Here is a 13,047-nt window from a genome sequence, read left to right as displayed (position 1 = left end):
CACGACCGATACGCAGTTCCTCCCGCGCGGCGCGCTCATGGCGTCCCGACCAAGAAGGGATAGGACTTGTCGGTGCTGTTCCCGATCGTGGTAGGCCGCGACGTCGTGCCGCTCGGCGGCGAATACAGCGTCGATGATGATGGCTTTCGGTCCAACGCGGTCGCGGAGGGACAGCAGAAGCTTGCCGCCATGGCTCCTACCAGCTCGTTGGCCGTTCTCGGCGAGCCAGGTATCGGCAAGTCTCGGGCATTGCAGGAGCTGACTGCCGGCGACGACGAGGTCATCCACGTCCGCCTGGATACCGTCGCTGACGTCCGGGATCTACAGTGTCGGCTCTCCGCAGTAGCCGAGGGCGGCACTGTGGATGGCCTCACGCTCGTCCTCGACGGCATGGACGAGTGCCCGATCCCGACCAAGAGCCTCATCCACCACCTGGAGTCCGAGCTGCAGCGTCACCGCTCGCTGAGGGTCTTGCTCGGGTGTCGGACCGCAGACTGGCCGGAGACCCTTGGCGCCCGGCTGCGGGTGTTGCTGCCCAGTTTCGAAGTCGTCGAGTTGCTCCCGCTTAGACGTACCGACGTTGTGGCCCTGGCCGCCACCCGCGGCGTCGATGGTGACGCCTTCCTCGATGCGGTGGTGGACGCCGGGGCGGTACCACTGGCCGTGCTCCCCCTAACTCTGGACCTGCTGCTGATCACCTATCAGCAGGCTGGACACTTGCCTGACTCCGCGGTTGAGCTGTACGAGCAGGGACTGTTGCGGCTCGTCGAGGACCCCGACCCTGACCGGGAAGCCACCAAGAAGCCGGCGGGCAGCGGGCCGCAAAGACTCGCGGTCGCCGCGAAGCTCGCCGCTTACGGGATGCTGTGCGGCCGAAGCACGATCGCACGGACCGTGCCCATCGCCGCCGACGAGTTGCTGGCTGGCGAGCTTGCCGCTGGCACCGAGCGCATCGAGGGCGGCGAACTCACGGTCACCGCCGAACTCGTCGACGCCACACTCACCACCGCTCTGTTTACCAGCCGCGGGCCCGGCCGATTTGCGGTCGTGCATGCCAGCATCGCGGCTTACCTGACCGCACGGTACCTCACGACGCATGTCGTTCCTGAACACCAACTCCGCGCCCTGCTCACCCGCACCAACAGCCTCGGCAGCACGCGAGTGCCATCCCGGCTCCGCGAGACCGCCGCCTGGTTGGTCGCACTCGCTCCTGACCGCAACGGCTGGCTCGTCGATGTCGACCCGCACACCATCGTGACGCACGCCGGGTTGGTGAACGTCGCCGCCGTCCGGCGCGCTCTGGTCGACTACCTGCTGGACACGCCGGACCCGGAACTGCGGACCGACCGACGGCGTTGGCGGCTGGCACACCCTGGACTGGCCGAACAACTGCGCCCGGCGCTGCGCGCGCCGTTGGCCCAGGACGCCGGTCCGCACCTGGGTCATCCGGTGTCCCGGCGTGCCTGGGTCGCCGTGGAGATCGCCAGACGCGCCGGTGGGCACGGATCGGTTCCCGACATGGTGGAGTTGCTGCTCAGCAACACCACCAACTCCTACCTGCGATCGTCGGTGGCGCACGCGCTAATCGACCTGGACGCCACTACGGCATCGAGGACCCTACGCGCGGTCCTCGATGAGGTCATCGCGTGCCCCGACCATGACCCGCAGGACCAGTTGCGCGGCCTCGCGCTGGAGGCAAATTGGCCAGCTAACCTCACCGCCGCCGAGCTTGTCGCTGCCCTCACCCACCCGCAGACGGATGACTTCATCGGTTCATACCAGCTCTTTCTAAGCCGGTTTCTCGATGATGTCGACGACCAGATCCTTACCGACCTCGTCAGGGCGATCACGCCGATCGTCGACACCGGCAGCAAAGGCCCGGCAGGCAAGTGGGTCGATGAGGAGAACCCGCCCAGCGGCGCAACGCCGGCCGCACTGGACCCGCTGCTCACTGGAACGCGACGCGGCGCCCGTGTCATGACCACGCTGCTGTCCCGCGCCCTCGACAGCACGCAGTTGAACATCATGGTGAACGAAGTCGGATGGCTGCTCGCCACCGCCATCCAGCACCATCAGGACGTCGCCGCACCCGAGCGCTCCGAGGACGCTTCCGATGTGGAGAACTCCTTGCGGCGTTCACTGGTACTCGCGGTGCTACGGCACCTCCCTCCGGAACAGGCCGGACTCGTCGTGATCGGACTGCGCGGCAGCCGGACGCGTGGACTGGTGACAGATGTGGACCTCGCGTGGCTACTGTCCCTCGGCGGCACAGAGTGGGCCATGCATGCAGTGCGGCTTATCCAGTTCGTCTTCGACCGCACCGACGTTGATCAGCAGGAACTCGTCTGGGCTTACCGGGGAGAGTCGATCTTCGACGACTCCGTCGGGCCCTGGTTCGAAGCGGTTGAGATCGACAGCCCAGCGGCCGACATGATGCGCCAGGAGCATGAGTGGTCTTTGCAACGGGACGGCACCTGGAAGGGCGCAGCCGCGCACAAGTCGGCGCTTGATGTGGCTTGGGCTGGCTGCGCGCAGGGCGAGCCCGAAGGATTCCTCACGCTCTGCGCTCAGCTCCGAGTCGAATCCAAAACCGGTGGCCTCACCGTCGACGACGACCTGCTCTCCTGGCCCAGCTACCCGCTGATTCCCGTCGATGAAGCCGTGCTGCTGGCCTCCGCCGAGCGATACCTGTACAGCGACGACGCCGTCGGCGATACCTGGCTGGACGAGCCCGAAACCCTGCCGTTCAGGGCCTTTGTCGGATACGTTGCCCTGGCCTACCTCGCCCGTCGAGACGACGGCAACGCCCGCTTGGAGGCACTGCCGCAGCAGGTGTGGCAGCGATGGACACTGACGATTCTGTGGCTCGACGGCTTCGGCGACCCTGCGATTCACGCCATCCTGAAAGGCAAAGCACAGCAGTACGCACCCAACGCCTACCGACAGTATGCACTGCGCTACGTTGAGGCGATGGCGCAGGCCGGGCGGCTTTTGGGCTCCCTGGACGACATCGCGCCTGGCTACGACGACACCATGGGTGACCGGCTCGACACGCTGCTGCAAAACGTTGTCGACACCGTGACTCGTATCGTCGCCGATCTGAACAGACCCACCGACCTCGTCGGTGACCCACACCAGCCGTGCCCGCCGGAGAACGATCTGCAGAGCAGGCTGTCCACCGCCTGCGACATCGCTGCCCACCTCGCGCGCTTCCTCCTGCCGCGCCGCGAGCAGACACGGGTGTGGGTGCGTGACTTGGCCGATGGCTCCACCTCCACCTCCATTGAGGTGCGGGTGCTGTCCACTGAAGCACTGCGCGCCACAGGCCTGCTCGACTGGGGCGATGTTATCGCGAGCATGCAGAGCAACGAGGACTTTGGAGTTGCCCTCGTTGTCGCCCTCGCCCGTCAGCGCGGCGACGAGGTCGTCCTGCCGCAACTGACAGATCTGCAACTGACCGAACTGTGGCGGTGGGTCGACGCGCGTTGGAGCAGCCAAACCGACACTCTCACCGGCGGCTTCGCCTCTGAGGATCAGCACGTCCGGGACTGGCGCAACGGCATAGTCGCAGAGTTGCAGACAAGAGCCACACCCGATGCGCTAGCGGCATTGGCCGAGCTTTCCGCCAGCCGCCCCGGCGACTACCGCCTCCAAGCGGCATTGGCGCACGCCGAAGCACGCGACCACGAGGAAAGCTGGCGCGGCGTCAACGTTGCGGAACTGACTGCGCTGCTGGCCAATGCGCAAGGCACCTTGGTCAACGACGACGATGCGCTGTACCGAGCCGTGCTTACCTCCCTCAACCGATTCGCCATCCGCATGCACGACATCGGACAGACACTTTGGAACGAGACCCGCCCCTCGCCGACCGCGGCAGACGCCACCAAAGTGTGGAACCCCAAATACGAACCCGACGTGTCCGCCGCATTGGGAGACCACCTTGCGCAGGAGTTCGGCGAACACCTGGTCGTGAACCGCGAGGTGCTTGTCAAACAGACCACGAGCAAGGGCCACGGCCTGTCGGTGGATGTGCTGCCCACCGCTACCGAAGCCGCCGGCAGTCGACTGCCCAGTTGCCCGATCGAAGTGAAGGGCTGCTGGAACACTCATCTGTTCACCGACCTGCAGGAACAGCTCGTCAGTGATTACCTGCCCTCCACGGGCGCGACCCGTGGCATCTACGTTTGCGCCTGGTTCGCCACCGAACACTGGAACGACCTAGCCGACCCGCGGCGCAGGACGGCGGCAGCCCGTGACCGGGACCAGACCGTGCGATCCTTGACGAGTGCGGCGCAGGCCGCCTCGCAGTCCGGCGATATCGAAGTCACGGCGTTGATAATCGACATCCCGAGGCCGGCACCCTCGTCCCGGGCAGGGACCGAAACCACCGATAGCAGACAGCCTTCCTAGGCTCTATCGGTCCAGAGCGTTGACCGGCTGCCAGCTGCCATATCTGCCGATCGGACCCACGGGACGTACAAGCGACACGGACCGGATCATTACTGCCCCAGAAGCTAAGAGGCCGACCGACCCCGACCGCACGATCAGCGGAATGAGCGGATGTTCCTACTGGTGAACGCCGCCGGTCGTCCCCTTCCTAGATTCCGTCCCCCGTCCTTCCGGTGTCCATCTGTGCCCTGCCTGGGTGCTCCTCCACTCACGGAGAACGCCGGGACACAGCGACGGGCGCGAGTCCACGGCGCTTCGACAGAATTGCGACGTCCTTAGGGCTTGTGCCCCGCTGAAGGCTCCTCAGCACAGACTGCTGGGTCTCTGGCGTCCAGAAGATCTTGAGGCTTTCCCGTGCCCGAGTGACGGCCGTGTAGAAGATGCTGTGTGTGATGTCGTCCTCGTTGGCATCGGTGATGACGATCTTCACCGAATCGTACTCGAGGCCCTGCGCCTTATGGATCGAGACGGCGTAGGCGACTTGGAACGGCACGGAGGTGTTGAGCGAATCGTCATCCTCGTCGCTGATGTCGTAGTCGTAGACGGAGAAGCGCACCGTCGAGCCCTCAACCCACTCCAGTTCTCCGCTGCTGATGTCGATTTCGGTGAGCGGCCGGTCCAGCTCGACATCGAACTGAATCTGACCTCGGGCGACATCGATGTGGACGATCCGGCCCTTCAGGTTGTTGTAGATCACCGGCCGAAACCGCTCAGTCTCATGGAACAGGACAGGATCGCCGACCTTGTAGGTGGAGACACGCCAGGTCGTCGCAGGGTTCGGGTTGCCGCTCTGAAGGAAACGATTGACGTTGTTGATGCCATAGAGCCCGTCGTAGTTAAGGCACAGGATGATCTCGTCGTGGCGCTGAGGCTCAAACAGAGACCTGTCGAGCACGGTCGAGTAGCCGTTGCGGGCGATGGCCTCGGCGATGTCGTCCTCGAGATTGCGTACCTTGCCCCAGAAACCCAGGAGCGACTCGCTGGTGGTTCGGAACGGAGTCGTCAGCTCGAACACCGAAGCGCTGGGGATAAACGACCGGATGATGCTGAACCAGTTGCCGAACTGGATCGACTCGATCTGGAAGACGTCGCCGACTAGGACAAGCAACTTGAAAGATGTCTTCTCCAGCACCTTGAGCAGGTCAGCATTGCTGACGGTGCTGCACTCGTCGATGACCAGAAGGTCATACTCCAGATCCGAGGCGGCCTGGTAGATCTGGCTGCTAATCGTCCGGAAGGTCGAGCCCTGAGCAGTGACCCTGCGCTTAAGGTTGTCGATCGCCGGGTTGGTGTGAGCCAGGAAGAGCTTGGCCTTGTCGTTGAAGTAGTTCGCGATGTGATCGACCATCGTGGACTTGCCCGTGCCGGCCGCGCCGTAGACCAGGGCCACCTTCGACTGGCTGAACAGACGGGCGAGCGCGTCCCTCTTGGCATCGTCGTCGATACCGCGAGGTGCCTCATCCAGCCAGCGCTCGATAGCTACCGTGTAACCATCGACCCCTGACGAGGCATACTTCCGCAGCTTCTCGACAATGCTGACAGTGTCATCCTCGTACCCGCGGAGGAAAACCTGGCCCTTGTCCTGCACCAGCCGACGTCCAGTGTGCTTGTAGTAGAGCGAGCCGTTGTAGGTGGCGATCAACTCGGCGACGTCTCCGAACTCCTCGAGATCGGCGACGGGGGTGTAGAGCATTCCGTGACGGTCGACGTTGTTTCGCACTCGCCGGGCGAGCAACTCGTGCTTTCGACCGGTCATGTCGAGGCTCTCAACGAGGTCCCAGTAGCGTGGGTTGTGTCCCGGCAATGAGGTACAGAAGGGCATCTGGTCGAACGGGATGCAGCCGTAGAGCAGGTTCAGCCCGGACAGAGGGCCGCAGCTCTCCCAGTTGTGCTGCAGCCTAAGCACCTGGTTGTGCATCCGAAGCATGAGGTAGCGGATGACGTTGTGTCCCGGAGCGGCCGACCGCACGATGCGGCGTGCTTCGTCCAGTACCGGGAAGATTTGCGCCTTGTTGACACCGACGGTGCCCTCGGCCTTGGTCGCCGTGTACTTGTCGTCGGGCATGTCGATGAGGTCGAGCAGACTGCCCGAGCCCACAGTAAGGCCCCGCATCAAGTAACCGTACTCGGTTGAATTGGTCCGAACATTGGTCGCAATATCCAGGAGGCGCGCGAAGTTGTTGAACTCGCACGGCCGGATCGACACCTCCCACTCACCAATGATCGTGATCGGCATCCTCTGATCGAGGACCTCAATCGAGTCACGCTGGAGCGTCAGCATCGCCGAGTACTTATCGGTCATGTCGATGTCGGTGAACGCGATCACGCGGTCGAACTTGCTGACCTGGTTGACAGCTCGGTAAAAGGTGACCTCGTAGTAGATACGTCCGCCAACGAAAAACGGGCGCGTCTTATGGATGTAGTAGCGATGCCGCGTTCCACTACCCGACCCCGTCGAACGCAGCGCCTCGATCCGGGCAGCGATCTTCTCATGGTACTCGCGCAGCGACGGGTCAAGATCGACCGGGAACGACTCCAGGTTTGCCAGCACGGAAATCCCGCAGCTGTCACTTAGCAGGGCGCGGATACGCAGGAGGTACTCGTAATACTTAAGCATCAAGCGCTCGGAGGCGTCCCCGTCCAGCGTGTAATGAGACGCACTGATCTGAATAAGCTTGTGGAACTTTCCGAGGAAGTTCAGCCTGGCCTTGGCCTTGACGAAATCGAGTCCTGGATTGATTGCCGCGTAGTTGTACTCAACATCATCCGTGCCCGCGTGTAGACGGACGGCGACGCCTTCGACCAGGTTCCGAAGCTGAGCAAGCACGTTCTGTGACAGTAGAGCGCGCTGATTCGGCAGCGAGTCGATGTTCCGACAGATCGCCGCATCCGTGCTATGGATGTGCTCCACGACCGTAGCCATAAATCTTCACCTCTTTGCTCGCCTCCGTCCAGTGCCTGCTGATCTGCTGCAACTCACGCCTGCTCGACTCAGCGGCGGCCAGCCCTTCGGCCGTCGCTGCGAGCAGGTGGCCGGACCCACGATGTTCACGCAGCCGCAACAGGCCCGGGCAAGCCAGCACTGCCGGGGATGTAGCGGGTTCGGCTAGCGCCTGTCAGGTACCTACTGACGAGGCGCGATCCACGCTAAACGCGGGAGGCGCGGTGCGAAGATACCGCATACGGGCACAACAACAACCTGGTTTCTTCCCAGAGGTTTACGAATCAGGTTCAGAGTTGCGTACATCGAAAGACTGCTTGTCCAAGAACTTCTCTATCTCGTCCAGTGGAGTATCGACGGGCGCCGCAATAAAACGCACGAGGGGCAGTTCGTAGCTGTCACGCGCGAGGACGGTTTCCGTGAATACTTCATCGGCGATCGGAACGAGACCTGCTTCTTTGGTTACCCGAAGAAGGTTAAGAGTGGCGACCACTTTTACGGCAATGTTCGTGACCAGAAGAGCGCCAGCTTGGAACCGGGCATTGATATCGTGCTCGCCGATGCTGGCCGGAACGTAGTCGGCGTGCACAAGATCGCCGTAGAGCCATGCGTAGGCAAGTGCTCTTGCCGCGACAGGATCGCCGAGTGGGGAACCAACTTTCCCGGTGCGTGAGGTATATCCCAGCGGATCTTCGCTAGAGACATCGAGTTGCCGCCAGTCGGATCTCAATTCCTTAATGGCTGCTGCAATCTGCTCGTTCTCGCGTCTCGCGAAGTAGCTGAGCGCTTTCAGAACCTTGTTATAGTGGACGGTGTCGTTCTCCAGTATGAACGGCCGACAACGCGCTGCGAGCGAGTCAAGTGATTCCTCTTCAGGGAGTTCCTGGCGAATCATTGCTTTCTTGTCCGCGGTCTGCGTGACCGTGATCGTTCCCTGAGCCCACGCGAGCAGCCGGTCCTTATCCGTGGCGAGGGAGTGCTCCTCCACCCGCCGGGCCCGGGTCACGAACCATTGGAGCGTTGCGATGTTTCGCTCTTGGACGATGTCGGTATCGTTGGTACCGTCCGGAGAACGGTCGCTGGTGCTGCCCATAGGCTCAGTATCGTCCGTTTCGCTTCATACCTGCAACGGAGTTACAAGGCCCGGTGACTCGATGGCGCAGGCCTTAAACCGTGCAGCTTTGCTGAGCGTCATGAACTACCTCGCCCTCGTGCCCCACGCGGTGGTCGACAGAGGCGGGCAGACAGCAACCTGTGACCGTGAGATAGGGACCGTCGCTGACCGGGACCTCTGCCGGAAACGGCTCTGGTGCATCGGCGGTTCGGCTCGCTGCGTCCCTTCGCTCAACGACTCGCCTCCACTCACCGGCACGTCGTGATGGAGATGCAGGACCGCGGCTGGGCGCCCGGCTGGTGGCAGATGAGTGCGTTGGAACGTCTGGTTACGTGGCTAAGTGTAGGAGGCCGCCCGGAGCAGGAGGTTCGCCAGCGACCTTCGCGATTGGGCACAGCGGTGCGAAGGCCTACTAACAGAGCACGGATGCCTCGCCACAGCCGACTGACCAAGGAACCGCCGACTACCACATGTGAGGGAGCAAGGTTGCGGATTAAGCAGACCCTAGCTACGGCAGGTGAGTGCGTTGGGACGTCTGGTTACGCGGCTGAGTCCTGGCAGGACATCTACGTCCGTGCCGGTTTTGGGTGGAGGTGATGGTCAGGGGGTGATGGACTCGCCGCCCCAGTCCTCGGGTGCCCGGTCGGCGAGCGTCTCGGAAAAGGTCCAGCGGCGGCCGGCCAGGTCAGTGGCCGTGTACTGGCGCTCGCCGTACTCGAAGTCGGTGGGCTCCGTGACGATGCGGGCACCGTGTTCGCGGGCATGTGCGCAGTGGGCGTCGATGTCCTCAACCCGCACCATCATCGAGTGGCTGGCTCCGTCTGGCAGGGGCGCTCGCCGGTCGCCGTGCACGTCGCCGACGATCACCGCTCCATCGTCGACCTGGAACTGAGCCCGATGACCTTCCCCGGTCCGGACCCCTTCGACGAACCCGAACGCCGCCGCGAGCCACGCGACCGCCGCCCGTACGTCGGGATAGATCAACACCGGGATCACCGTCGCGGAGGGGACCGACCGATTGGCCTTCATGGTCACCGATTCAGCCACACACCGAGCCTCGGAAGCACCGGTCCGGCCGCGGAGGTCGTAGTCACCCGATCGTCGATCCTGCGCCGAGGCGGAGCGGCGGGCCTGCGAAGAGGCTGGCTGACGGTCAGCCCGCGGCATGAGCGTACGTCCGTGTGATCGCGGCTAGTCCGCAAACGCCTAGTGACGGCGCAGGATTCTTGTCAGGCTTGGTACCGACCACCGTCACATGTCTGCGGCGCAGTGACGTGTCGCCATTGAGGACGTTGGGCGATATGGGCGCCAGGGCCTGGGAACGTCATACCTCTCATGCATACTCATGCCCATGGGCACTGGGTTGTCTCTGGTTGAGCAGATCGAAGAGTTCGAGGAGTCAGGGACCGAGCCGCGCGTCAGCAGCTATTGGTCCGGCAGGCTAGAGGAATGGCTGGCCACAGTGTTGCCGTCGGGTGCGTACGAGCGCTACCAGCACTTTGAATCCGACGATGCCGAGCCTGATGATGGTGACGGGCCCGGAGACGATGAGACACTCTTGGAGTGGACGGAACGTCGCCGTGCCGGGGTACAGACGTGGTCCTTCCCTACGGACGAGTTGCGTGCCGAGTACCTGCAGTCTGTCTCGAGCCGCCGCGAAGCCGACGTTCTTGCTTTGCTGAGGCTATTCCTGTTCGACGAATCTTGCTTCGGCGGTGACAGCGAACACCTACACCAAGCCATTTACGTGCACAAAGACTTCTCTGCTCTGGACTGCCTACCGCCGGAGTACCGCAGGCGACTGGAGATGTGGATGGGCGGTAACGCCAAACCTCACCCGAGCATCCGGTGGGCACTTGACCTCCTACCGCACGCACCACAGCAAGCCATCGATGCCATCACCGGCTATCTGAACGTGTACCGCGTGGTCCGCCCAGAAGGCCGCTCACAGGGGCTCTTGGATGCGGCCGCCATCATCCGGGCCCGTTGGATCGACGACCTGTCTACAGGTACGGGAGCGCTGTTCCGGCTCAGCCCTCGAGAACTTGAAGTGCTCGTCGCAGCCCTCTACAAGAAACTCGGCTACAGCGTCGAACTCACACCTCCGTCGCGCGACGGAGGTCGCGACGTAATCGCCGTCAGAAAAACTCCAGGGCAATGCGAAGTCGTCGAGATCGAGTGCAAGACCCACACCTCGCCCGTCGGAGTCGCGTGGGTGCGACAACTCCGCGGCGTCATCGACCGACATGGCGCCAACCGTGGAGTGCTCGTCGCGATTAGTAGATTTACCCGCGGCGCCTGTAAAGAAGCCTCTGACGACAGCCGACTCGAAGTCATCGACGGCACCACTCTCATCAAGATGCTCAACTCGAGCTTCGGCCCCCTGTGGGTCGAAGACCGAGAATGGATTTGCAGAGGTCTCGTCTGAACACATGCGCGACAGCGGAGGTCGGCCCTGGAGCCACACGTGCCCACCCTTGGCCGACGGGTTCCTGCCGGCCAAGGGACTGTGTCCGCTCATCGGCATGAGCGGACGTTTGCCGCATTTATCAATCTGACCTGCAGTGCGCGGAGCCGCTTTACATTCCGCGGAGCCTGGGAAACGTGGTGGCCTGCGAGCCAGAAATGATGACCTGGTTGCTGACCGTCCCGAGCTTGAAGGTGTCCTGGCGCGGGCTCTCCGATTCCTCGCTCGTGGCTGCCGCACGAGTTCGCTCCCTCGAAACGAGTACTCGCCCAGGGGGCACGAGGGCAGCAGTCGAGAAGGAGGTCAGGCTGCAAGGGGCCGAGGGCCGGCGAGCGGTGGGCCCTACCGGGGGGGTAGGGCCGCAACTCGCCGCTGCTTGGTAGGGGCGAGGGCGGGGGGACAGCTTGAGCTGGGCGGTCAGTGCGTGGCGGCGGCGGACTGGACGGCGTTGCGCAGGGCTGCGCGGGTCAGGAGGAGGACGGGGCCGGCCGGGTCTTTGCTGTCTCGCACCGCCACCAGCGCATCGGCCGCGTCTGCCAGTTCGACGCAGTTGCCTCCGCTTGAGGTGCTGCGGCTGCTCCGGCGCCAGGCAACGTTGCTCAGGTCCATTTCTCTATTGCCTTCCTAATCACTTCGCGTGACGCGTCTTCGGTGAGTGCTCGTGCACGAAGCTCGATCAGAGTTCGTGCCAGAGTGGCCAGGTCTGCTGGGTTGTCCGTTGCGATACCACGGATGGCTGTCTCGACGTAGGCAACCTCGCTTCGGTCCTCCATCGTTGCAATCATGAAGTCACCTGAGTTGCCGGTATGCTCACCGCTTGCCAAGACTACTTGGATCGTGATGTTCGGCAACATGCCCATGGTGAGCAGGTGCTCCAGCTGCTCCTTCATCGTCTCGGCGGAGCCGACTTGCCGGTAAAGGGCATGCTCATCGAGCAGCAGCACAAAGAGCGTTGGGGGAGATCCATCGTCCCTGGTGAGGATGGACTGGCGTCGCAGGCGGAGGTCTATCGCCTCCTGGTTGCCCTTCAGTAGGACCGACATGTATGCCGAGGTCTGCAACAGGCCTGGGATCACTCCGTGCTCCCAGCAGACCAGCATCACTGCATCGCCCTCTATCTGTGGCCAGTCGAACCAGACGGGCACAGGGTGACCGTCCTTGTTCAGGTCCTCCCACAGAGCGATCAGCGCTCCGCCTGCCTCCAGGTGGTCGTCCACGATCTCTACGAAGGGCCGTGTGGCGCGCTTCTTTCCCGCCTCGATACGGCTCACCTGCGCAGGGCTGACCTTTGTGAGATGAGCGATCGTTTCCTGCTTGATGCCCTTGGACTCCCGCAGCCGACGCATCTGCCGACCGAAGGCAATAAGCGCAGCTGACTCCCTGGGGCGCTGCCGTCGTACCGCCGCCATGATCGCTTTCCTCTCTCGGCAACTTACTGCCTGATGCGGCTTCTTACCGCTCAACGCCACTTGAGGACGGCAAGACGAACGGTAGCCCAGATAGTGGCTCAATGTGTGCTGTCTGCCACACACGGTGAGGAGATCCATGGGCTGCGCAGCGGAGAACGAAATGGTGGTGAAGCAGGACCTCAAGGCGGTCGCGGAGGTCCGGCGGTTCGTGCGGCTGGTTGCCGGTCAGTGGGGCATGGATGACTTCGTCCCGTGCCTGGTGGCGACCGAGCTGGTCACCAATGCCCTGCAACACGCGGCGTCGGCGACGGACGAAGAGGTGATCTTGCGGCTGAGTCGCACTGAGGACGACGCCCTATGGATGGAGGTCCAGGACGCCGGTTGCGACCTCCCGCACCTGCTGGCGGCGGATACGTCCAGCGAGACAGGCCGTGGCCTGTTCATTGTCGACCAGTTCGCGCGCTGCTGGGGCATCCGTGCCCTGGCCGACAACGTCGGGAAGGTCGTCTTCGCGGTCATCGACCGCACATGAAAGATCGCGGAGGGGCGTCTCCGCTCCGCCTCCCGGCTACCTGACCTTTGCCCCGCCGATGGCTGTGACGCATCTGAGTCGAGTCACCTCGGTGGCCCCCGACGGGGAGACGCAGTGGTTCTGTGACCATCTGCG

The 13,047-nt window shown here is 63.2% G+C and carries 8 protein-coding genes; 3 read left to right on the top strand and 5 right to left on the bottom strand.

Features of this window, described 5'->3' with window-relative positions:
- The first annotated feature begins 66 nt into the window (after window positions 1-66).
- Window positions 67-4,410 carry a hypothetical protein gene (locus ABWI04_RS28390; RefSeq protein ID WP_353834360.1) on the top strand — a complete coding sequence of 1,448 codons (4,344 nt, stop codon included), beginning with the start codon at window positions 67-69 and terminating at the stop codon, window positions 4,408-4,410.
- Between the two features lie 247 nt (window positions 4,411-4,657).
- Here ABWI04_RS28390 and ABWI04_RS28385 read toward each other — a convergent pair whose 3' ends face one another.
- From ABWI04_RS28385 to ABWI04_RS28375, 3 genes are all read right to left on the bottom strand, one after another.
- Window positions 4,658-7,372, bottom strand: a complete 2,715-nt coding sequence (locus tag ABWI04_RS28385; protein ID WP_353834359.1) for an ATP-dependent DNA helicase — start codon at window positions 7,370-7,372, stop codon at window positions 4,658-4,660.
- A gap of 295 nt (window positions 7,373-7,667) precedes the next feature.
- Window positions 7,668-8,483 (bottom strand): hypothetical protein, encoded by an 816-nt coding sequence (locus ABWI04_RS28380; protein ID WP_353834358.1) that lies wholly within the window; start codon window positions 8,481-8,483, stop codon window positions 7,668-7,670.
- A gap of 621 nt (window positions 8,484-9,104) precedes the next feature.
- Window positions 9,105-9,551, bottom strand: coding sequence for a VOC family protein (locus ABWI04_RS28375; protein ID WP_353834357.1), 447 nt, complete (start codon window positions 9,549-9,551; stop codon window positions 9,105-9,107).
- 304 nt (window positions 9,552-9,855) lie between these two features.
- Between ABWI04_RS28375 and ABWI04_RS28370 the strand changes: the two genes are divergently transcribed.
- The gene (locus ABWI04_RS28370; protein ID WP_353834356.1) at window positions 9,856-10,932 is read left to right on the top strand and encodes a restriction endonuclease; all 1,077 of its coding nucleotides are present in this window, start codon (window positions 9,856-9,858) and stop codon (window positions 10,930-10,932) included.
- Between the two features lie 456 nt (window positions 10,933-11,388).
- On the opposite strand, the gene ABWI04_RS28365 is transcribed toward ABWI04_RS28370, so the two are convergent.
- Together ABWI04_RS28365 and ABWI04_RS28360 are read right to left on the bottom strand one after the other, a co-directional pair.
- Window positions 11,389-11,580 carry a DUF397 domain-containing protein gene (locus ABWI04_RS28365; RefSeq protein ID WP_353834355.1) on the bottom strand — a complete coding sequence of 64 codons (192 nt, stop codon included), beginning with the start codon at window positions 11,578-11,580 and terminating at the stop codon, window positions 11,389-11,391.
- On the bottom strand, window positions 11,571-12,380 hold the full coding sequence (locus ABWI04_RS28360) for a helix-turn-helix domain-containing protein (protein ID WP_353834354.1): 810 nt from the start codon (window positions 12,378-12,380) through the stop codon (window positions 11,571-11,573). The genes ABWI04_RS28365 and ABWI04_RS28360 overlap by 10 nt, the downstream gene beginning before the upstream one ends.
- Window positions 12,381-12,516: 136 nt before the next feature.
- On the opposite strand from ABWI04_RS28360, the gene ABWI04_RS28355 reads away from it, so the two are divergent.
- Window positions 12,517-12,912 carry an ATP-binding protein gene (locus tag ABWI04_RS28355; protein WP_189377237.1) on the top strand — a complete coding sequence of 132 codons (396 nt, stop codon included), beginning with the start codon at window positions 12,517-12,519 and terminating at the stop codon, window positions 12,910-12,912.
- Window positions 12,913-13,047 lie beyond the last annotated feature (135 nt).

The organism is Actinomadura sp. NPDC000929 (assembly GCF_040492065.1).
Lineage (GTDB): Bacteria > Actinomycetota > Actinomycetes > Streptosporangiales > Streptosporangiaceae > Spirillospora > Spirillospora verrucosospora.
The sequence above is the reverse complement of the archived record's forward strand: the minus strand, read 5'-3'. Positions and strand labels throughout refer to the sequence as shown.